This window comes from Mesorhizobium sp. WSM4308, from assembly GCF_002294905.1.
Taxonomy (GTDB): domain Bacteria; phylum Pseudomonadota; class Alphaproteobacteria; order Rhizobiales; family Rhizobiaceae; genus Mesorhizobium.
In genome coordinates this window covers 142594-163120 of the sequence record NZ_NSFW01000002.1, presented here as the reverse complement: position 1 = coordinate 163120, position 20527 = coordinate 142594, and the positions used below count along the sequence as shown (strand labels likewise).

At 63.6% G+C, this 20527-nt stretch carries 19 protein-coding genes; 6 read left to right on the top strand and 13 right to left on the bottom strand.

Annotation, left to right across the window (positions count from 1 at the left end; all coding sequences use genetic code 11):
- Positions 1–10: 10 nt before the first annotated feature.
- The 4 genes from CK227_RS03665 to CK227_RS03650 form a co-directional block, all read right to left on the bottom strand.
- Complete coding sequence (locus CK227_RS03665) at positions 11–235, bottom strand: aa3-type cytochrome c oxidase subunit IV (RefSeq protein ID WP_095771597.1); 225 nt, start codon at positions 233–235, stop codon at positions 11–13.
- A 163-nt stretch (positions 236–398) separates the two neighbouring features.
- Positions 399–548 carry a DUF3096 domain-containing protein gene (locus CK227_RS03660; RefSeq protein ID WP_015314280.1) on the bottom strand — a complete coding sequence of 50 codons (150 nt, stop codon included), beginning with the start codon at positions 546–548 and terminating at the stop codon, positions 399–401.
- A gap of 144 nt (positions 549–692) precedes the next feature.
- On the bottom strand, positions 693–1508 hold the full coding sequence (locus CK227_RS03655; RefSeq protein ID WP_245318066.1) for a hypothetical protein: 816 nt from the start codon (positions 1506–1508) through the stop codon (positions 693–695).
- Between the two features lie 342 nt (positions 1509–1850).
- A complete protein-coding gene (locus CK227_RS03650; RefSeq protein WP_245318065.1) occupies positions 1851–3935 on the bottom strand; it encodes an EAL domain-containing protein in 2085 nt (694 codons plus the stop codon).
- Here CK227_RS03650 and CK227_RS37140 point away from each other — a divergent pair.
- A complete protein-coding gene (locus CK227_RS37140; protein ID WP_245318064.1) occupies positions 3915–4211 on the top strand; it encodes a DUF604 domain-containing protein in 297 nt (98 codons plus the stop codon). The genes CK227_RS03650 and CK227_RS37140 overlap by 21 nt on opposite strands.
- A 91-nt stretch (positions 4212–4302) precedes the next feature.
- Here CK227_RS37140 and CK227_RS03645 read toward each other — a convergent pair whose 3' ends face one another.
- The 3 genes from CK227_RS03645 to CK227_RS03635 all read right to left on the bottom strand — a co-directional run bounded on the left by CK227_RS03645 (position 4303) and on the right by CK227_RS03635 (position 9139).
- Positions 4303–7782: an indolepyruvate ferredoxin oxidoreductase family protein gene (locus CK227_RS03645; RefSeq protein WP_095771594.1), complete on the bottom strand. Its 3480-nt coding sequence runs from the start codon at positions 7780–7782 to the stop codon at positions 4303–4305.
- A gap of 219 nt (positions 7783–8001) precedes the next feature.
- On the bottom strand, positions 8002–8535 hold the full coding sequence (locus CK227_RS03640; protein WP_095771593.1) for a hypothetical protein: 534 nt from the start codon (positions 8533–8535) through the stop codon (positions 8002–8004).
- Positions 8528–9139, bottom strand: a complete 612-nt coding sequence (locus CK227_RS03635; RefSeq protein WP_095771592.1) for a CGNR zinc finger domain-containing protein — start codon at positions 9137–9139, stop codon at positions 8528–8530. Before CK227_RS03635 ends, CK227_RS03640 begins: the two co-directional genes overlap by 8 nt.
- A 143-nt stretch (positions 9140–9282) precedes the next feature.
- Here CK227_RS03635 and CK227_RS03630 point away from each other — a divergent pair, with 143 nt between their 5' ends.
- From CK227_RS03630 to CK227_RS03615, 4 genes are all read left to right on the top strand, one after another.
- Positions 9283–10188 carry a branched-chain amino acid ABC transporter permease gene (locus CK227_RS03630; RefSeq protein WP_095771934.1) on the top strand — a complete coding sequence of 302 codons (906 nt, stop codon included), beginning with the start codon at positions 9283–9285 and terminating at the stop codon, positions 10186–10188.
- A 184-nt stretch (positions 10189–10372) separates the two neighbouring features.
- Positions 10373–10957, top strand: coding sequence for a TRAP transporter small permease subunit (locus CK227_RS03625; RefSeq protein WP_095771591.1), 585 nt, complete (start codon positions 10373–10375; stop codon positions 10955–10957).
- Complete coding sequence (locus tag CK227_RS03620; RefSeq protein ID WP_095771590.1) at positions 10954–12804, top strand: TRAP transporter large permease subunit; 1851 nt, start codon at positions 10954–10956, stop codon at positions 12802–12804. Before CK227_RS03625 ends, CK227_RS03620 begins: the two co-directional genes overlap by 4 nt.
- Before the next feature lie 13 nt (positions 12805–12817).
- Entirely contained in the window at positions 12818–13846 is a 1029-nt protein-coding gene (locus CK227_RS03615) for a zinc-dependent alcohol dehydrogenase family protein (protein ID WP_095771589.1), read from the top strand.
- Between the two features lie 185 nt (positions 13847–14031).
- Here the strand turns inward: CK227_RS03615 and CK227_RS03610 are convergent, their stop codons facing one another.
- Positions 14032–15141: a TRAP transporter substrate-binding protein gene (locus CK227_RS03610; protein ID WP_038651600.1), complete on the bottom strand. Its 1110-nt coding sequence runs from the start codon at positions 15139–15141 to the stop codon at positions 14032–14034.
- 246 nt (positions 15142–15387) lie between these two features.
- Here CK227_RS03610 and CK227_RS03605 point away from each other — a divergent pair, with 246 nt between their 5' ends.
- Positions 15388–16179, top strand: a complete 792-nt coding sequence (locus tag CK227_RS03605) for a gamma-glutamyl-gamma-aminobutyrate hydrolase family protein (RefSeq protein WP_245318063.1) — start codon at positions 15388–15390, stop codon at positions 16177–16179.
- Here CK227_RS03605 and CK227_RS03600 read toward each other — a convergent pair whose 3' ends face one another.
- From CK227_RS03600 to CK227_RS03580, 5 genes are all read right to left on the bottom strand, one after another.
- Positions 16180–16578, bottom strand: coding sequence for a hypothetical protein (locus CK227_RS03600; RefSeq protein ID WP_095771588.1), 399 nt, complete (start codon positions 16576–16578; stop codon positions 16180–16182).
- 119 nt (positions 16579–16697) lie between these two features.
- Complete coding sequence (locus CK227_RS03595) at positions 16698–17282, bottom strand: hypothetical protein (protein WP_095771587.1); 585 nt, start codon at positions 17280–17282, stop codon at positions 16698–16700.
- Between the two features lie 13 nt (positions 17283–17295).
- On the bottom strand, positions 17296–18279 hold the full coding sequence (locus CK227_RS03590) for a 2-hydroxyacid dehydrogenase (RefSeq protein ID WP_095771586.1): 984 nt from the start codon (positions 18277–18279) through the stop codon (positions 17296–17298).
- A complete protein-coding gene (locus CK227_RS03585; protein WP_095771585.1) occupies positions 18276–19298 on the bottom strand; it encodes a LacI family DNA-binding transcriptional regulator in 1023 nt (340 codons plus the stop codon). Before CK227_RS03585 ends, CK227_RS03590 begins: the two co-directional genes overlap by 4 nt.
- A gap of 78 nt (positions 19299–19376) precedes the next feature.
- Positions 19377–20318, bottom strand: a complete 942-nt coding sequence (locus CK227_RS03580; protein WP_095771932.1) for a DMT family transporter — start codon at positions 20316–20318, stop codon at positions 19377–19379.
- Between the last annotated feature and the right edge of the window lie 209 nt (positions 20319–20527).

The following is a 20527-nucleotide window of genomic DNA, read 5'->3' as shown; positions in this document are numbered from 1 at the left end:
TTTGGAAGGTCTATCGCAGAATGAAGGCGCCGGCGGCCATGATCAGGATGAAGAGGATAGTCGCCGAGAAGAAACCGCCCGCGAAGAAGCCGAAGGCCATCGCGATGAGCAGCGCGCCGCAGAACAGCGATCCATATTTGGCCAGAGCGAGAAAGCCCGCATAGGTGCGGTCGTGCTCGGCATAGTCCATCTTCGCGCCCAGTTCGACAGGACCGGTCGGCGAGTGATCAGCCATAGGAATACCTCTTCGAAGACATCTTTCAGGCACATAGCGAAAAGCCGGCCCGAGAGCAATGGCGCTATTGCCGCATTGGAGCCGACAACTGCCTCAAGGGAAAATTGAAACCGCCGGCCGGTTCGGCGAAGGGCGGCTTTGCGGCAGGCCAGCTCGATAGCCCTCAGCCAGCGAGGTGCGGGAAAAGCCCGAGCAGGCCGACGACGATCAGATAGAGCGCGACGATGTAGTTCAGCAGCCGTGGCATGATCAGGATCAGCACGCCGGCGATCAGCGAGATAAGCGGCGTGAGCGCAAGCGAGTGGATGGTCATGACCGTATTCCTTTCCACGAACAATGCGACAGGGAGCCCGGGGCGAAATGCCCGTTGGGCAGGATCGCGGCGATACGCGATGGCGATGCCACTACCTATAACGGCGAAGCCGCGGGAAGGTTCAGATGCAGAGATGACGCCCGTTCAGGCAGCATCGCGGTAGTATTTCGCCGTCGGCACAATGGACAGCGGCGTCAACCGGTTGATGGCCGGATTGGCGAACATCATCCGCTGTTCCACGGCTGTCGACTTAAAGAACGGGAACCGTTCGAGCGTCTGGCGCAAGTTTTCGCCGCAGGGGATTTCGAACAGAGCGATCGGCGCAAGGACACCCGGGAACACCTTGCCTTCTGTCCTCTGAACGGCATGAAAGATACGAGCATAGTAAGCGGAATGCTCGATCTTGATCGGCGTAAGCACTGCAGTGAGCCCAAAGTAAGAGGCGGCCACCATGCCAAGCCTGAGCGTCAGAAAAGGCAGAACTCCGGGCGCGGGCGCGTTGTCGGCATCGGTTGCGAAGCGAGTCCCGTCGATGAACGTCTCTCCGCGGGCAAGCCGCTCGGCCAATATTTCCGGATAGGCGTCGACGGACGGCGAATAGGGGTGCTCTCGGGAAATGTAGTGGAGCCGTAACGTGCTGACCAGGTGTCCATCGAAATAGACGCCGAACCGATAAGAATTCGGCAGATTGTCCCAGCGATCCTCGAACATCCCGCTGGCGATCGGGCCGCACATGCCCGACTGCAGGTAGGATTGATAGCGAAGGCGATAGATCGCCTCCAGATCCTCGCCTCCAGTGATGAGACGGTAGTCGACATGCTCAAGCAACTGCATGATCGACTGGTTCAGCGCCGACCCAGCATTGGAACTGGCGCCAACCCGCGCATCGTTTCTCGCAGCATCCATTCTCATGTCCTCGTATCCGCCTGTGAACAGGCTATTCGAGTTGAAATGAGACACAAGCTGAAAATTGGATCCCACTAATTTACCACTTGTTAACCTTAACAGCCAGAGATCCTTGGCTGCAGAGTGGTTGCTGAAGGAGCAGCTTCGACGTTCGAATCCAAGTCTGCATTCCTATGAAGGGCGCTGCAAACTCGGGCGCGAAAAGCACTGGAGCGTTCCACTTTGACAGATACGCCGATCCAGTCAAACCTTTCGCTTATTCAAATTCGGCCAAAACTACTGCGCGCTTTGCTGTGAATTTTTTCGCCACCAAACAAATATTCTGGCTCGTACCTGTCGCACGATCCAAGCAACGCGCTTTATCAGCTTCAACTGGCAAGAAACCTGCGACGAAAGCTAGCCGACTGTGCGCTTGGCGGCGAGACGCAAATCCGCGGCAAACGGCCAGGTGACGTTCGACATCGTCTCGATGCCCGACGCGCTGAGCGCTGCGCCGAACAGGAAGCCTTGGACAAGATCCGGCCTCACCGAACGCATGAGGATCTTAAGCTGCTCGAATGTTTCCACGCCTTCGATGGTGACGGTGAGTCCCAGGACACGGGTCAGGTCGACGACGCCCTTCAACAGCGCGAGCGAGCGCGGATTGTGGGTGACGTCCATCACGAACGACCGGTCGATCTTGATCTTGTCGAGTGGAAGCTTATGGAGATAGCTCAGGCTTGAATAGCCGGTGCCGAAATCGTCGAGTGCGATGCGGACGCCAAGCTGCTTCAGTTCCTCGATATACTGGCGGGTCATGGATTTGTCGTCGAGCAGCGCGGTTTCCGTGACTTCGATCTCTAGGCGGCTAGAGTCGAGGCCGGAATTAGCCAACGCATCGCGCACCTTTTGGATGACGTCGCGGCTGCGGAAATCCCTCGCCGAGAGATTGACCGAGACGCTGGTCTGGTCAGGCCATTTGGCGCATTCGGTGCAAGCTGCATGCAGCACAAAGGTGCTGATCTCGGAGATGATGCCCATCTCCTCGGCCAGCGGGATGAAGACGCCGGGTGAGATCGGTCCGAGATCGGGATGGTCCCAGCGGCACAGCGCCTCGCAGCTGGCGATGCGCATGGTGTCCATCGCAACGATCGGCTGGTAGACGACCCGCAGGTTCTTGGTTTCCACCGCGCTGCGGAGATCCGCCTTCATCAGCTGCCGGTTGCGGAAGGCGGCGTCCATTGCCGCCTCGAACAGCCGCCAGCCGTTCTTGCCAAGCTCCTTGGCCTTGTAGAGCGCGAGGTCTGCCTTGACGATCATGGCATCGACATCGGTTTCCGCGACCTTGGACAGAACCGCGCCGGCGCTGGCCTGGATCCGCAATCCATGCCCGGCGACGTCCACCTCGCCCTGCAATGCCGCGAAGATCTCGTCGATCTGCATGGTCAGATGGCTCTCATCCTCGATGCGGTCGAAGAAGACCATGAATTCGTCGCCGCCGAAACGGCTGACGGTGATGCCTTGCCCGGCAACGGCGGCGAGACGCTCGGCGACCGCGTAGATCAAACCGTCGCCGATCGGATGGCCGAGCGTGTCATTGACACTCTTGAAATCGTCGAGGTCGATCACGGCGAGGCCGCACAGGCGATCCCGGTCCCCGGAGGCCATCAGCTCGCCGACCAGTTCGTGGAAATAGGCGCGGTTGGGAAGGCCGGTGAGATTGTCGTAGCGCGCCATGAAGCGGATCTTTTCCTCCGCTTCGACGCGCGCCGTGACATCCTCGAAGGTGATCACGCCGAGTTCCTGGCTGCCTTCGCGCGCGGAGAATTCGTAATGCTGGCCGTTGGCGAGCGAAACAAGCACCTTGCGGTCCCTGCCCTCGCGCAGGGCGCGCGTCAGCTGCGCCTCGACGTAGCGGCAGTCCTTCGGCGCCAGCATGCCGCCGGCGACGCCGCGCATCAGAAGGCCGTGAATGGAGCGCCCGAGCAGCGCGTCGGCCGATTTCAGCGACATCAGGTGGGCGGCCTCGGCGTTGGCGACCGCGACGCGCCCGTCAGGGCCGAGCATGACTAGGCCGTGCGACATGGTGTTGAGCGCGCGATCGAACTTGCGCGTTATGCTTTTCGCCTGCTTGTGGCCGATGACCGCGGAAAACAGCACATTGCGAACATGGTCGGCGCTGTTGATGGTAATGAACGTCATCGGGAAGATCATCAGACCGAGGACGACGGACGGGGCATCCAGACGCAGCAGGAGCGCCAGCGCCGCCGGACCGATGAAGGTTACCGAAAAAATCCGCACCATGCGCGGAGACCCGTAATTACGGGCGACAACCGTGACCAGGGTCGCCAGGGTCAGCGACATCGCCGCCAGTTCGGCGAATGGGTCGGGATACACATAGATCGACACGAAGCACAGCGCACCCAATCCGAGGCCCTGCAAGCAGCCCTTGAGGATGTAACTGCGCTCCAATCGGTGTGCGTGTTCGACGTCGGCAATCATGCCGCCCGTCCTCAGGAAGCTGCGAATACCGAAATAACGCAGAAGGCTGATCGGCAGCAGAACAAAAGAAAAGGCGAGAAACAACGGATTTTGCGTGCGCAGATAAATCATGAATCCGAGGATCCAGTAGCACACGCCACCGATCACCAACATGTGCGCGTTGTCGAACAACGACCGCACAAATTGGATATAGACATCCGCGGGGATGCTTTCGGTCTTTGTTTTGCCCATATGATCGGCCCAACGCTAAGCCTTGTCATGCCACAACCGCCTTAAGAAAGGCTTAGACAGGGCTTAAGCTACGGCTTCGGCCCGCCCGCAGCGGCAAGAGGAACCTCGCAGCAGGCTTCGGGCGTTGGCGGAGGAATCACTCAGCGGCACTGAGAACCGGTACCGGCATGCTTTGGGTCAGTCGCTCGACCAGTCTTCGACGCTCGCCCGCGGCCTTTTCCGCGCTGGCCTGCCGGACATGGCCATAACCACGGATGAGCGCGGGAACCGAAACCAGTGCGACCGCCGCCTCGGCCTTGCCCGGCGCCAGCGACCTGGCGGCGAGTTCAAGATCGCCTTCATACTGCGCCAAAAGCTGCCGTTCCATGCGCCTTTCGGCACTATAGCCGAACAGGTCGAAAGCGGTGCCGCGCAGCCCCTTCAGCGCCGCCAGCAGGCGGAAACCCTTCATCATCCAGGGGCCGAAGCTCGACTTCCTCGGCTTGCCGTCATTGCCGCGACGGCCCATGATCGGCGGGGCGAGGTGGAATTCGAGTTTTTCATAGCTCTGGAACTGCTTGCCAAGCTCGGCGGCAAAGGAGCCGTCGGTGTAGAGCCGCGCCACCTCGTACTCGTCCTTGATCGCCATCAGCTTGAACAGGTTCCTGGCCGCCGCCTCGGTCACGGCGGTCGAGCCGGGCACGGCCCTGGCCTCGGCGGCGCGCAGCAGCGCCAGCCTGTCGGCATAGCGCTTGCCATAGGCAGCGTTCTGGTAGGCCGTCAGGAAGGCGACACGCCGGGCAATGATCTCGTCCAGCGTCTGCGCGACCGGGGTTGTTTGTCCCGCCTTGCCCGGCTGGGCGACGAGGCCACGCACGAAATCCGGCTGGTGCGCCGCGCGGCGGCCCCAGCGGAAGGCGGCGATGTTCATCGCCACCGCTTCGCCGTTGAGCTCGATCGCCCTCTCGACAGCCTCGGCCGACAGCGGCAGGCCGCCATGCTGGAAGGCGAAACCGAGCATGAACATGTTGGCGCCGAGCGAATTGCCGAACAGCGCCGTGGCGGTGCGGGTGGCGTCGAAGAAATGCGCCTTGTCGTCGCCGGCGGCGGTGCGGATCGCCTTCTTCAGGCGCTCAATCGGCAAAGAGAAATCCGCCGAGCGGGCGAACTCGCCGGGCATGATCTCGGCGGTGTTGGCGAGGAAGATCGTATGGCCCTCGCGCACCGCGGTCAGCACCTTCTTGGCGCCCGACACGACGAGGTCGCAGCCAAGCACGAGGTCGGCCTTGCCCGCCGAGACGCGGATGGCATGGATGTCGTCCGGCGTGCGGGCGATGCGGACATGGGTGAACACCGAGCCGCCCTTCTGGGCCAGGCCGGCCATGTCGATCATGCCGCAGCCCTTGTCCTCGAGATGGGCCGCCATGCCGAGCACGGCGCCGACGGTGACGACGCCGGTGCCGCCGACGCCGTCGATGATCGCCGCCCAGCCCTCGGCGCCCAACGGGAATTCGGCCGGTGTCGGCACGCCGGCAAGCGGATCGGTCTTGCCGGCAAGGCCCTCGGCCTTGCGGATCTTGGCGCCGTGGACGGTGACGAAGGACGGGCAGAAGCCGTTGACGCAGGAGAAGTCCTTGTTGCAGCTCGACTGGTCGATCTTGCGCTTGCGGCCGAATTCGGTCTCGACCGGCTGGATCGAGACGCAGTTCGACTGCACGCCGCAATCGCCGCAGCCTTCGCAGACCAGCTCGTTGATGAAGACGCGCTTATCGGGATCGGGAAAGGTGCCGCGCTTACGCCGCCGGCGTTTTTCGGCGGCACAGGTCTGGTCGTAGAGCAGGATCGACACGCCCTTGACGTCGCGCAGCTCGCGCTGGACCAGATCGAGATCGTCGCGGTGATGGATGGTGGCGCCGGCCGGGAATTCGACCTTGCCGGCATATTTGTCGGGCTCGTCGGTGACGATGGCGATGCGGTCGACACCTTCTGCCCGCACCTGCCTGGCGATCATGTCCACCGTCAGGCCGCCTTCATGCGGCTGGCCGCCGGTCATGGCCACCGCATCGTTGTAGAGGATCTTGTAGGTGATGTTGGCTTCGCTCGACAAAGCGAAGCGGATCGCCAGCGTGCCGGAATGATTGTAGGTGCCGTCGCCGAGATTCTGGAAGATGTGGCCGCGCTTCGAGAACGGCGCCTGGCCAACCCATTGCGCGCCCTCGCCGCCCATGGCGGTGAAGCCCAGCGTGTTGCGGTCCATCCAAAGCGCCATGAAATGGCAGCCGATGCCGGCGGCGGCGATCGAACCGTCCGGCACCTTGGTCGAGGAATTGTGCGGACAGCCCGAGCAGAAGAAGGGCGTGCGCGAACCGATGTCGGTGGCGTCCGCCAGCATCGCCTGGAATTGGCGCAGCTTGCCGACCCGCGCCGAGATCTCCTCCGACGGCCCGATGGTCTTGACGATCCTCTCGCCAAGGGCAATGGCGATCTCGTTGGGATCAAGCGCGCCCTTGGCCGGAAACAGCCAGTCGCCGCGCTCGTCCTTCTTGCCGACTATGACCGGCTGCGAGGCGGTGCCGTAGAGGCTTTCGCGCAGCTGCACCTCGATCAGCGAACGCTTTTCCTCGACGACGACGATGGTGTCGAGGCCGCGGGCAAACTCGGCGATGTGATGCAGGTCGAGCGGCCAGGGGCAGCCTACCTTGAACAGCCGCACGCCGATGCGGTTGGCGCCGGCCTCGTCGATACCGATGTCCTCCAAGGCCTGGCGGACATCGAGATAGCTCTTGCCCAGCGTGATGATGCCGAGCTTGGGGCTGCGGCCGCCCGAATAGACGATGCGGTCCAGCCCATTGGCATGGATGAAGGCGGAGGCCGCGGCACGCTTGTATTCGTGCAGCCGCTCCTCCTGGCCCAGCATGTCGATCTCGTGGCGGATGTTGAGGCCGCCCGGCGGCATGTCGAACTCCGGCACGACGATGTTCAATCGCTCGAGCGAGGCATCGACCGAGGCCGTCGATTCGATGTTGTCCTTGACGCATTTGATCGCCGCCCAGGTGCCGGCGAAACGCGACATGGCAAAGCCGTACAGCCCGTAATCGATGATCTCCTGGACACCGGCCGGGTTGAGGATCGGCACCATGGTGTCGACGAAGAGGAATTCGGTGGCGTGCGCGTTGGTCGAGGATTCGGCCATATGGTCGTCGCCCATGAGCGCAAGTACGCCGCCATGCCTGGACGAGCCGGCGAGATTGGCGTGACGGAACACGTCGCCCGAACGATCGACGCCCGGGCCCTTGCCGTACCAGACGGAAAAGACGCCATCATGGGTGCCCTCGCCCAGCAGCTCCGTCTGCTGCGACCCCCAACAGGCGGTGGCGGCGAGCTCCTCGTTGAGGCCTGGCTGAAAGACGATGTCGGCCCCGGCGAGCTGCTTCTTCGCCTTCCACAGCTGCATGTCGAGGCCGCCGAGCGGCGAGCCGCGATAGCCGGAGACGAAGCCGGCCGTGTTCAGGCCAGCGCGGCGGTCGCGCTCGCGCTGCATCAGGAGCATGCGGATGACCGCCTGCGCGCCGGACAGGAAGATGCGCTCCTTCCCGAGGTCGAACTTGTCGTCGAGCGCGACATCATGCAGCGTCATCAGGCATTTCCTCTGCGAAGGCCGCGCGGGGGCGGGCAGCCAACGTCGGGGTCGGATGACGCATCCTTTCTCCCCTTGCAAGTGAGGTCAAACAAAATCGCAGGGGCCAGGCAACGCGCAACAAACAGTCCGGCGGGCGCAGGAGCGCGCATGAAACCGCACGCCGAGAGTGCCTCGGCGCACGAAAACTCCGGCCGGAATCGATGCCGTCGGAAGGTGTCAGCCGGCTTTCGAGCAGTCCGGCTTCGGCTCGCCGGGCAGCTTGCCGCCGGGATGGCCGGCGAGGTCGGGATTGGCCGTATAGAGCTGGTCGATGACCAGCGGCCGGTCGGGCAGGATCGACTGGTCTTCCGTCGACATCAGCGTGGTGTCGATCTTCTGCAGGACCGCGCCGTCGGGTCCCTTGATGCTGATGGCGATGGCATAGGGCTTGTTCTTGACGATGCATGTCAACGCCGGGCTCTCCAGGCTGACCTTGTCGAGCTTCGGCCAGACCTTCTGCTCGACCACCAAGGGCGCACCGCCGGCCGGGTTCTGGAAGCTGGCAACCGCCACCTGGCCCTCGCCCATCGGCTGCAAGGGCCGCAGCGTCACGACATAGGTCGCCCTGGCGAGACGGTAGTTGAAGACGAATATCTTGCCGGAAACCTCGAACAGCTTGCCCTCGCCGCCGGTGTCGCGGCAGGCGCCGAGGGTCGCTGCGGCAATCAACATGGCGCCGGCAACGAGCGCGCGTGAAAATCCTCTAGGCATCCTTGACCTCATGGGCCGCCATGCGGCGGCGACGATAGTGACGACTGGCCTTCTGCCGGTTGCCGCACACAGCCATATCGCACCAAAGCCGGCTGGAATTGCGGCTTCTGTCGACGAACAGCCAGGTGCAGTTGGGGCAGATCCTGAGCCTCGCGACCGTGTCGTCGCGCAGCAGCGAAAGGGCCGAGACCGCCAGCGCCGCCTCGAAGGGGATCGGCACACGGGGATCGCCGAACGGCCTTCCCGGTGCGCCGATCTCGGTCCGGCTGCCGGCCAGGCCTTCGGCACAGGCGCGCAGGAAATCGGGCAAGTCGGCGGTGGCGACCGCGCCATTCGACACCGCGCCGCGAAACAGCCGGTCGGTCGTCTCGCGGATCGACAGCACGACGGGTGCGATTGCCGTCGGCGAAGACACGGCAAGCCGCCGGTCGCCGAGTTCGGCGGCCCGAAAACCGCTGGCCGCGTCGGCGAAGCGGGCGATTTCGGCCGGATCGTCGAAGCGGTCGAACGTGCGCTCCGGATCGCCGCGCAGGACGACGGTGTTCGCCGTATCGAGCGCAAGCAGGCCGCCAGTGAAGCGGTGCGGGGTCCAGGCAACTGTCATGCTGCAAAATCTAACCAATAAATCGTGTTTGACAAGTTAGATTCGGCGATGCAAACCTCTTCTGCGCAGGGTATCGTCGCCTTTGTCTCGAGCATTCCGTCGTCCCAACCGCTGTCGGCGAGATGCTTTTGGTGTTGTTGAGCATGCTCTATTTCTTCCAGCAGGTGCTGAACGGGCTGCATTCCGGCGCGCTCTACGCGCTGCTCGCCTTCGGCTACGTGCTGATCAACGGCATCCTTCACCGCACCAACTTGGCCTATGGCGCGCTCTTCGCCTTCAGCGGCCAGGCAATGATCCTGAGCGTCGCCTTCGGCTACCAGGTGCTGTGGCTGACGCTGTTGGCGTCGGTGCTGTTCGGCGTCGTCGCGGCATTCCTCTATGCCGCGCTGATCAGCCATGTCCTGTCGCGCAGCGTCTTCGAACCGTTGGCCGACCGCACGCCCAACGCCATCGTGGTGACGACGCTCGGCATCCTGATCGTCCTGTCGGAAGCTAGCCGCATCGCCGCCGATACGCATGATCTGTGGCTGCCGCCAATGCTGGCACAGCCCATCGTCTTTGCCGAAGGCGCCGGCTTCAAGGCGACGCTGACGCTGATCCAGGTGCTCGACTGCGCGGTGGTGCTGGCGGCGGTCGCACTGGCCACCTCCGCCTTTGCCCGCTCCAGCTTCGGCCGGCGCTGGCGGGCCGTCTCCGACGACCCGCGCGCCGCCGCGCTGTGCGGCATCGACGTTCGCGGCGTGTTCCGGAACGCCGTGCTGCTCGGCGGCTTCTGCGCCGCGCTGGCCGGCGTCATGGCCAGCCTCTACTACGGCAATGTCAGCTTCGGTTCCGGTCTCGTCTACGGCCTGAAGATCCTGTTCGTGACCGCGGTCGGCGGCTATCTCTCGCCGCCACGGGCGGCTCTGGGTGCCGCCGCCTTCGGCATGGCCGAATCACTGTGGGCCGGCTATTTCCCGATCGAATGGCGCGATGCGTGGATGTATCTGTTCCTGGTGGCCATGCTGATCCTGATCGGCGCCGGCCGCGACACCGGCAAGGTCGTCTGAACCATCAGACTTTGGTTGCATGACGCCGGGGCAGACCGCCAGTCTCCGCCCCTCGCTTTCAGTTGATGCTGTTTTGTTGCTCCCATCCTTGTTGACCCGTCAGTCCACGCGCGGCATACCGTTGGACCAAGCGGCGTGACGGAATAAGGGGAGCCGACACGCCTCCGACAAAAGGGAGGAATGCATGGCAGGGCTTCTCGCTCTATCCAGGGTGATCGATCGCGCCAACGAATTCATCGGCAAATCGGTATCCTGGCTGATCCTGCTGGCGATCCTGGTGAGCGCGGCCAACGCCGTCATCCGCAAGATCTTCGACATATCGTCGAATGCCTGGCTGGAGCTGCAATGGTATTTGTTCGGCGCCGCCTTCATGCTGGCCGCCGCCTATACGCTGAAGCAGAACGACCATATCCGCATCGATGTCGTCTACGGCCTGTTTTCACGCCGCGTGCAGCACTGGATCGACCTTCTCGGCCATCTCATCTTCCTGATGCCGTTCGTGACGCTGATGGTCATCTATTTCGTTCCCTACGTCTCGCTGTCGTTTCGCAGCGGCGAGATGTCCAACAATTCCGGCGGGCTTATCATCTGGCCGGCCAAGGCCATCCTGCTGGTCGGCTTTTTCCTGCTGGCCCTGCAGGGCATCTCCGAAATCATCAAGAAGATCGCCATCATGCGCGGCGACATGGACGACCCCAATCCGTTCATATCGGCACATGAGCAAGCCGAACTCGAAGCCAAGGCACTGGCCGACGAGGTGCGCTCATGATGGAATTCATAGCCCAGAACATGGCGCCGATCATGTTCGCCTCGCTGATCATCTTCCTGCTGATCGGCTACCCAGTGGCCTTCTCGTTGGCCGCCAACGGCTTGATGTTTTTCTTCATCGGCGTGCTCCTCTCGCCCTATTCTGGTGGATCGATCAATCTCGCCTGGCCGCTTCTGCACGCATTGCCGGATAATTTCTACGGCAGCAGGGTGATGTCTAACGACACGCTGCTGGCCATTCCGTTCTTCACCTTCATGGGCATCGTGCTCGAACGATCTGGCATGGCCGAGGATCTGCTCGACACGATCGGCCAGTTGTTCGGTCCGATCCGCGGCGGCCTCGCCTATGCGGTGATCTTCGTCGGCGCGCTGCTGGCGGCGACCACCGGCGTGGTGGCGGCATCCGTCATTGCCATGGGTCTGATCTCGCTGCCGATCATGTTGCGCTACGGCTACGACCGGCGGCTGGCTGCCGGTGTTATCGCGGCATCCGGCACGCTGGCCCAGATCATCCCGCCATCACTGGTGCTGATCGTGCTTGCCGACCAGCTTGGCCGCTCGGTCGGCGACATGTACGCCGGCGCGCTGATCCCGGGCATGGTGCTGACCGGCCTCTATGCGCTTTACGTCCTCATCGTATCGATCTTCCGGCCGAAAATGGTGCCGGCGCTGCCGCTCGAAGCACGCACGCTTGGCCACGGTGTTCTGTCGCTGCTGGTGGCGCTGGTGGTGGCGGTGGCCATCTCTTACGCCGCGTATCGCTATCTCGCGCCAGCTCATGGCGACAATGCCGACATTCTCGGCGCCACCGTAGGGGTGCTCTTCATCTACATCGTGGCGATCGCCGACAAACGCCTGAACTTCAACATGATGTCCAGGCTGGCGCAGCAGGTGGTCATCGTGCTGATCCCGCCGCTGGCACTGATCTTCCTGGTGCTTGGCACCATCTTCCTCGGCATCGCTACCCCGACCGAGGGCGGCGCCATGGGCTCTGTCGGCGCGTTGATCATGGCGGCGGCAAAAGGCCGGCTGTCGCTGGACGTGATCAAGCAGGCACTGACCTCGACGACGCGGCTGTCGTCCTTCGTGCTGTTCATCCTGATCGGCGCGCGCGTGTTCTCGCTGACCTTCTACGGCGTCAACGGCCACATCTGGGTCGAACACCTTTTGATCTCGCTGCCGGGCGGCGAAGTCGGCTTCCTTATCGGCGTCAACATCCTCGTCTTCTTCCTGGCCTTCTTCCTGGATTTCTTCGAACTGGCCTTCATCATCGTGCCGCTGCTGGCGCCGGCGGCAGACAAGCTCGGCATCGACCTGATCTGGTTCGGCGTGCTGCTCGGCGTCAACATGCAGACCAGCTTCATGCATCCGCCCTTCGGCTTCGCGCTGTTCTACCTGCGCTCGGTCGCCGCGCGCGTGCCCTATCTCGACCGCCTTACCGGCAAGAAGATCGCGCCGGTGACGACCGGCCAGATCTATTGGGGCGCGGTGCCCTTCGTGCTGATCCAGGTGGTGATGATCGGACTGACCATCGCCTTCCCGCAAATGGTGATGCGCTACAAGGGCACGGTGATCGATCCGGGCACGATCGACTACAAGGTGCCGGAGGTGCCCGGCCTGTCGCCGCTCGGTACACCGCCGGCTGGTGGCACGGCCCCTGCCAATGGCGGCAGCGCACCGGCCGCGCCCGGCGCGCCGGACCTGTCGCAACCGCCGAGTTTCGGCGATGCGCCGCCGGCCAAGCCGGCGGCACCGGACCTGTCGCAACCGCCAAGTTTCGGCGATGCACCGCCGGCCAAGCCGGCGGCGCCGGCGCCGGACCTTTCGCAGCCGCCGAGCTTCAATTGATGGGGACGGCGTCATGAAGGCGGTGCGGCTGGAGGCGGTGGGCAGCATTGCGCTGCGGGAAGTCGGCAAACCTGTCGCCGGCCCGGACGAGCTTCTGGTGCGGATCGAGGCCTGCGGCGTCTGCGGCACCGACCGGCATCTTTTCCACGGCGAATTTCCCTGCCGGCCGCCGGTGACGCCCGGACATGAATTTTCGGGCATCATCGAGGCGATCGGCAACGCCGTCTCCGGCTTTGCCGTCGGCGATCGTGTCACCGGCGATCCCAACATCGCCTGCGGACGGTGCCCGCATTGCCATGCCGGCCGGGTCAATCTCTGCCACAATCTCAATGCCATCGGCATCCACCGCGATGGCGGCTTTGCCGAGTATGTCGTGCTGCCGCAGAAACAGGCTTTCATCCTGCCCGCCGAATTGCCGCCGACGCATGGCGCCTTCTGCGAGCCGCTCGGCTGCTGCCTGCATGGCGTCGACCTTGCCGAGATCAAGCCGGGCAGTTCGGTGATCGTGCTGGGCGGCGGCGTGATCGGCCTGCTGACCGTGCAATTGGCAAAACTGGCAGGCGCCACGACCATCATTCTGTCGACCAGGCAGGCCTCGCGGCGCACGCTTGCCGAAGCGCTCGGCGCGACGGCGACGGCCGATCCTACCGCCGGCGACGTCATCGATGCCATCGCGGGACCCGCGGGCATGATGCCCGGAGGCGCCGACGTAGTGTTCGAATGCGCCGGCGTGCGCGATACCGTCGAGCAGTCGATGCGGCTGGCAAGGGCCGGCGGCACCGTCGTCATCGTCGGCGTGACGCCGCAAGGCATGAAGGCGGAATTCGAGCCTTTCGACCTGCTGTTTCGGGAATTGAAGGTGGTCGGTTCGTTCCTCAATCCCTACACGCACCGCCGCGCCGCCCAATTGATCGCTTCGGGCGCGATCGAGATCGACCGGCTGATTTCCAGGCAGGTGCCGCTCGAAGAGGCGGCCGACGTGATCGCCAACCCGCCGGCGCCTGGCGAGGTCAAGGTGCTGGTGGTGCCAGGTCGGGGCTGAATCAGAGGCCAGTCGTGCCGGACCCGCTTGCCGTCACGCCGCCTGGCACGCGGAGGCTTCAAATCGACGACCTCTACTGCATGGCGCCGGGCGGAATACTGGTCGAGGTCGGTTCCGCGCGGACCTCAAAAGAAAGACCCCGGACGAGCTGCCCGGGGTCTCTCGAACGAACGCGATGGGACAGTTTACAGCTTGCCGTTGCGCTGCTGGACCATCATGAAGGTGTCGTAATTGTATTCGGCCACCTGCGCCCAGAGATAGTGCTCCTTGCGGAAGCCCTTGATCGATTCCCAGATCTTCTTGAACGGCGCATTGGATGCCTCCATCTCGGCATAGACCTCGTTGGCCTTTTCGAAGCAGGCGGCCATGATCTCCTGGCTGAACGGACGCAGTTTGGCGCCGCCGGCGACCAGCCGCTTCACCGCCGCCGGGTTCACATAATCGTATTTCTGCAGCATGTCGGCATCGGCGGCCTGCGCGGCGGTGCGCAGCAGCGATTTGTAGGCCGGCGAAAGCTCTTCGTATTTCGCCTTGTTGAACATCAAATGCACGGTCGGGCCGCCTTCCCACCAGCCGGGATAGTAGTAATAGGGCGCGACCTTGTAGAAACCGAGCTTCTCGTCGTCATAGGGGCCGACCCATTCGGCGGCGTCGATCGTGCCTTTTTCCAGCGCCGGATAGATGTCGCCGCCGGCGATCTGCTGTGGCACGACGCCGAGCTTCTGCACCACCTTGCCGGCGAAGCCGCCAATGCGCATCTTGAGGCCCGAGAGGTCGGCGACCGTGTTGATTTCCTTGCGGAACCAGCCACCCATCTGCACGCCGGTGTTGCCGCCCGGCAGGCCGAAGAGACCTTGCGTGGCGAGGAACTCATTGAACAGGTCGATGCCGCCGCCATGGTAGTGCCAGGCATTCATGCCGCGCGCGTTGAGCGAAAAGGGAACCGCCGCGCCAAGCGCCCATGTCGGGTCCTTCCCCCAGTAATAATATGCCACCGTGTGGCAGGCTTCGACCGTGCCTGCCGTGGTGGCGTCGGCGGCCTGCAGGCCGGGCACGAGTTCGCCGGCGGCAAAGACCTGGATCTGGAAATTGCCGTCGGTGGCTTCCGACAGCATCTTGGAGAACACCTCGGCGCCGCCATAGATGGTGTCGAGCGACTTCGGGAAGGACGACGCAAGCCGCCATGTCACCTTGGGATTGGACTGGGCGATTGCCGGGGCCGCAAGCGTTGCCGCCGCCGCCGCGGCGCCGACGCCGGTCACGCCGGCCTTGCGAATGAATGAACGACGATCCATGCAATTCCTCCCTTTTGGACCAACAGACCGACATCCGGGAAATCCTCGGGCTCCCGTATCGGTTGGCCGAAACAATACACAGGCGAGAAGTCTAGTCCAGCACGGCGACCAGATTTGGTAACCGAGCCATGCAGCCCTGCAACTATAGTCTAACGTGCGGTTTCGTGGCCCATGCGACACGCCGAAACTTGGCATGGAAAAATGCCCGGGGATCGCCTATTTTGCAGGCAGGATATCCCTTGCCAGATGGAAAACAGACCCAAAATGCACCAGCCGCTCGTCGCCATATCGACCGACGTCCGTCAGTTCGACAACTACACCTGGCATGCCGCCCCGCAGCAATATCTGGAAGCGGCGGTTGCCGGCGCCGGCGTGTTCCCGCTGCTGGTGCCGTCGTTCGGCGACAGGCTCGACTTCGATGAACTCCTGTCCTCGGTCGACGGCGTCATGGTCACCGGCTCGAAATCCAACGTGCACCCCTCGCTCTATGGTGGCGATGCCAGCGAAGCCAACGGTCCCTATGATCCGGCGCGCGACGCCACCACGCTGCCGCTGATCCGTCGGGCGATCGAGCGCGGCGTGCCGCTGCTTGCCATTTGCCGTGGCATCCAGGAGTTGAACGTGGCGCTCGGCGGCACGCTGGGCACCGAGATCCAGGAGCGCGAGGGTTCGCTCGACCACCGCGCGCCGGCGAGCGACCAACAGGACGAGCGCTTCGCCATCCACCAGACCATTTCGATCAAACCGGGCAGTTGCCTGGCCGGTGTGTTCGGCGCCGGCGAGATCAAGGTCAATTCACTGCACCGCCAGGCGATCGATCGGCTCGGGTCGAAGCTCGAGATCGAGGCGGTCGCCACGGACGGCACGGTCGAAGCGGTTTCGGTCAAGGGAGCACGCGCCTTCGCCGTCGGTGTCCAATGGCATCCGGAGTACTGGGTCAACTCGGACAGCAACTCGGCCAAGATTTTTCGCGCCTTCGGCGATGCGGTGCGCCTGCACGCCGCCGCGAAGGCTGGCTCGCGGGCCGCGGCGGAGTAATCAGCCGCCGGTGTTGCGGTCGCCCGCCAGCGACAGCAAGGGCGTGGCAGGCGCATAGGATTCGTAACCCTCGCCATCAGCCACGGCGAAGGTGACAATCGGGTCGATGCCGTTGGCGCTGAAGGCGACCGTGCCGTCATTCTGCTGGCGCCAGAACTTTGCCCGTTCTATGCCTGGCATCAGGCGACGGCATGTCGGAGCAACAGTAAGCAGGGACAGGCCATCCGAAATTTCGGCCCCGCGGCTCACCGCGCAGGCCCTCTCATCGCCATTGGCGACCAGCCTGTAGGTGTTGGATGGCGTGACCTCGTTGGCGACGCTTTCCCCATTGCCGTCATGAAACAGATGAACGCCGCCAAACAAGGCGGCGGCGGCGATCAATGCGAAAAGCGTTTTCATTCTGTCTCATCCACGCACACGGGCAGGATAGAGAATGATTTCAAAGGGTTAAGCTGGCGTTAATAAATGTGGCGGAGCCACTGCGGGCGTCAACGAATTCCGAAGACGAAACCGTCGAACTATTGCGGGACGGCCGGCGGATAGTGATCTGAAAGGAGTTTGAAGAGCCACTCGCGCTCGACATCGGTGGCTGCCGAACCAATCTCGACCCTCTGGGCACCAGAGTCGACTGTCAGGCGATTGCGAGTATCGCCGTCGCGAAGTCTCAGCGATTTGAGCTGCATCCGGTCGAACCGGCGCTCGGTCCGCTTCGAAAACAGCTGCGTCCAGGCGGAGGCGCCGTAGGATGGCATCTTGAACGGCGGCAACCCAGGGTCATGGCTGACCCCGGCCGCATCGAGCCTTATCACTTCGGGCACGGAGCGCCGGAAAATGCGGCGAACCATGAGCATTGCGAAGATGCCGCCGACTGTCCAAGCGCAGAGCCAGAAGGCAACAAACGCCGTAGGCCCGCCGAACGGCCTGGTCACGAGCTGATATGCGGCTGTCATCTCACCGAAGGCCCAACCACCTAGCCAGCAAAGAACGAATATGCCGATCAGGTAGTTGGCGAAGGGCCGCCTTGGATACGGAATTGAAATGATCTGGTGCCGGCCATTGGTGGCGACCAAAATCGTGGAATTGTCAGGCAGCTTCACCGTCATCGGTTTGCCTTCGCTAGCCGCGAGCCTTCACATGCGCCGTCTCCGGCACCGGCGTCAGCGGACGGCGCTCGGTGAACCAGGACACCAGATTGTCGACGCACAGATCGGCCATGGCGCGGCGTGTGTGCTCCGAGGCCGAGCCGACATGCGGCAACAGGGAGGCGTTGGGGGCGTCGAGCAGCGCCTTGGGCACATTCGGCTCGTCGGCGAAGACGTCGAGCCCGGCGGCGGCGATGGTGCCGCCGGCAAGCGCCGCCGCGAGTGCCGCCTCGTCGACGGTGCTGCCGCGGCCGATATTGACGAAGACGCCGTTGGCGCCAAGCGCCGACAGGATCTCGGCATTGACCGCCTTCTGCGTAGAAGCGCCACCAGGCGCCACCGAAATCAGCGTATCGACCGCTTCCGCAAGACCTTTCAGCGTCGGGTGATACTGATACGCAAGACCTTCGACGCGACGCCGATTGTGATAGGCGACCGGCAGGCCGAACGCCTCGAGCCGCCGGGCGATGGCCTGTCCGATGCGGCCCATGCCGAAAATCCCGACGCGGCGGGCGCGCAAGGTCAGCCGGCTCAGCGGATAGTTGCCCTTGCGTACCCAGCTGCCGTCGCGCAGCCAGTTTTCCGCGCGCGGCAGGTCGCGGATCGTGTTGATCAACAGCCCGACCGCGGTGTCGGCGACCTCCTCGGTCAGCACGTCGGGCGTGTTGGTGACCATGATGTTCTTCGCCGCCGCATGGCCGACATCGACCGAATCATAGCCGACGCCGAAGGAGGCGATGAGTTCGAGATTGGGCAGCGCATCCATCATAGCCGCGCTGATGCCGGCAAAGGAAGCAATGCCACGCACCATGCGGCGCATCTCGTCGGTGACCAGCGCCGGATCGGCGCGCTCGATCCTGATCTGTTTGAAGGTACGGTCGATGCGCCGGACGGCATGGTCGCTGAAGTCCGCCGGCACCAGAATGGCGACGGCTTGCAGCTGTTCGGCCTTAGTCATGCCCGCTCCACCGGCTTGCCGGTCGACTGGCGCACATGCAGCTCCGGCTTGATCAATTCCTGCGAGGGCCGCACCGTCTGCCCATTGAGCTTGTCGAGCAGCGCGCTGGCGGCGCGGCGGCCGACCTCGCGCTGGCCGTTCCAGACGGTGGTCAGCGCCGGCGTGGCGATCGCCGCCTCCTCGAGATCGTCATAGCCGGTGACGGAGATGTCGATGCCCGGCACCAGGCCGGCGCGCGCAATGCCGTTCATCAGGCCGATGGCGACGAGGTCGTTCCAGCAGCAGGCGGCGGTCGGTCTGTCCTTCAGCGCCAGGAACTGCCCGGCGGCCTCGAAGCCGGCCTGCTTGGTGCGCGGACCGGCGATGCGCCAGGACGGCCTGACTTCGAGCCCTGCCGCCTCCATGGCGTTGACATAGCCCTGATAGCGGTCGCGGCCGGTCGAGGTCTGGTCGGTGCCGCCGATCATGGCGATGCGCTTGTGGCCGAGCGAGATCAGATGGTTGGTGGCAAGCCCGGTGCCATAGGAATCGTCGCCGCGAAACACCGGCACGTCGGCGCCCTCGACGGTGCGGGCGATCAGCACCGCCGGCAGGCCGTTTTCCTCGGCCATCAGTATGTCGGCGGCCGGGGTGCCGATGGCCGGCGACATGATGACGCCGTCGGCGCCGAGCTGCAGCAGCGTGTCGATGAAGGTGCGCTGCTTTTCGAGCTGGTCGTAGTGATTGGACAGGATGAAGGTCTGCCGGCTGCGGTCGAGCTCGCTCTCGATCGAGCGCAGGATCTCGGCGAAGAACGGGTTCATGATGTCGTGCACGACGACGCCGACAATGCCCGAACGCGAGGTGCGCAGGCTGGCGGCGCGGCGGTTGTAGATATAGCCGATGGCGCGCGCATGTTCCTTGATGCGGTCGCGCGTCGCGCCGGCCACCAGCGGGCTGTCGCGCAACGCCAGCGACACGGTGGCCGTGGACACGCCGAGTGCATCGGCGATCGTCGAAAGCTTGATTTTTTGTGCCAGCGCCTTGCGCTCCCCGAACGAGCTGAATTGCGACTTAAACTGTTTAAAGGCGGCGTTATGCCACCGATCGGGGGCAAATCAAAGTTTTTTTGCCAGCGCCTCGGCCTCGACATCGGAGGCCGCGCGGCTCCGCAGCCGAAGCCGGTGCTCGCGATGGACGATGTAGAGGCCGCTGGCAACGATGATGGCGGCGCCGACCAGCGTCCAGCGATCCGGGAACTGCTTGAAGATGATCCAGCCGGAAATGATCATCCAGACCATCTGCGAATAGGGATAGGGCGCCAGTGCCGTGGTCGTCGCCAGCCGATAGGCCTGGACCAGAAGCCAGTGCCCGACACCGCCGAACACGCCAAGCATGAGCAGGATGAACCAGTGCCAGCCATCATGCGGCAGCGAGAAGGAAAACGGCAGCATGGGCAAAAGCAGCACCGTCGGCGCCAGCGCCGAAAACAGGATCAGGCTTTCCGACGTCTCCGTCGACGACATGCGGCGCGTCATGATGACATAGAAGCAGTTCGACAGCATCGAGCCGAGTGCGAAGAGATGGCCGATGCCGAAGACGCCGACACCTGGCCTTGTGATGATGAGGACCCCGGCGAACGCGGCCAGAATGGCCAGCCAGCGCCGCCAGCCGGCCCATTCGCCGAGCAGCGGGCCGGCAAGCGCGGTGATCACCATCGGCCCGAAGAAATAGATCGACGTCGTCTCGGCCAGTTGCAGGGAGCGCAGGGCCAGGATGTTGCACATGGTCGAGCCGAACAGGAACACGCCGCGCAGCACATGCGCCGGCAGGTTGACCGGGCGAAACCGCAGCGGATCGCGCCAGCCGCGCAGGAGGGTGCCGACCAGCACGACATGCACGGCAAAGCGCACCCAGGCGACGATCAGCGCCGAAACGCCGGCAAGGACGAGATATTTGCTCGAGGTGTCGAGGAAGGTGAAGAAGACATAGGTGGTCAGCATGCACAGGATCGCCACCGGCGGCGTCGCGCTTTCGACATATCTTTGGGAAGCATTCACTTGCAGGCCGGGGGAAAAGCTGGGCTGAAGCGCACCTTTGCGGGAATTGTCGCTTGCCGGCAAGCCAAAAGCGCCTGGCACAACAAGACGTTCCGACAGGCTTAGCCCCGTCTCGCATGCGATGGCCCAAACCGCCATCGCCGCCTGGGTCAGGCCTCAGCCTGGCCGCATGTCGATCGGCGTCGCAACCATGCTGCCTTGACGACACG

Excerpts from the sequence above, each read along its gene's own strand:
- CK227_RS03615 (WP_095771589.1), top strand. The coding sequence starts at position 12,818 with ATGAAGGCGGTGCGGCTGGAGGCGGTGGGCAGCATTGCGCTGCGGGAA.
- CK227_RS03590 (WP_095771586.1), bottom strand. The coding sequence starts at position 18,279 with ATGACTAAGGCCGAACAGCTGCAAGCCGTCGCCATTCTGGTGCCGGCG.
- CK227_RS03605 (WP_245318063.1), top strand. The coding sequence starts at position 15,388 with ATGGAAAACAGACCCAAAATGCACCAGCCGCTCGTCGCCATATCGACC.
- CK227_RS03595 (WP_095771587.1), bottom strand. The coding sequence starts at position 17,282 with ATGACGGTGAAGCTGCCTGACAATTCCACGATTTTGGTCGCCACCAAT.
- CK227_RS03630 (WP_095771934.1), top strand. The coding sequence starts at position 9,283 with ATGCTCTATTTCTTCCAGCAGGTGCTGAACGGGCTGCATTCCGGCGCG.
- CK227_RS03635 (WP_095771592.1), bottom strand. The coding sequence starts at position 9,139 with ATGACAGTTGCCTGGACCCCGCACCGCTTCACTGGCGGCCTGCTTGCG.
- CK227_RS03610 (WP_038651600.1), bottom strand. The coding sequence starts at position 15,141 with ATGGATCGTCGTTCATTCATTCGCAAGGCCGGCGTGACCGGCGTCGGC.
- CK227_RS03650 (WP_245318065.1), bottom strand. The coding sequence starts at position 3,935 with ATGATTGCCGACGTCGAACACGCACACCGATTGGAGCGCAGTTACATC.
- CK227_RS03660 (WP_015314280.1), bottom strand. The coding sequence starts at position 548 with ATGACCATCCACTCGCTTGCGCTCACGCCGCTTATCTCGCTGATCGCC.
- CK227_RS03665 (WP_095771597.1), bottom strand. The coding sequence starts at position 235 with ATGGCTGATCACTCGCCGACCGGTCCTGTCGAACTGGGCGCGAAGATG.
- CK227_RS03625 (WP_095771591.1), top strand. The coding sequence starts at position 10,373 with ATGGCAGGGCTTCTCGCTCTATCCAGGGTGATCGATCGCGCCAACGAA.
- CK227_RS03620 (WP_095771590.1), top strand. The coding sequence starts at position 10,954 with ATGATGGAATTCATAGCCCAGAACATGGCGCCGATCATGTTCGCCTCG.
- CK227_RS03600 (WP_095771588.1), bottom strand. The coding sequence starts at position 16,578 with ATGAAAACGCTTTTCGCATTGATCGCCGCCGCCGCCTTGTTTGGCGGC.
- CK227_RS03645 (WP_095771594.1), bottom strand. The coding sequence starts at position 7,782 with ATGACGCTGCATGATGTCGCGCTCGACGACAAGTTCGACCTCGGGAAG.
- CK227_RS03640 (WP_095771593.1), bottom strand. The coding sequence starts at position 8,535 with ATGCCTAGAGGATTTTCACGCGCGCTCGTTGCCGGCGCCATGTTGATT.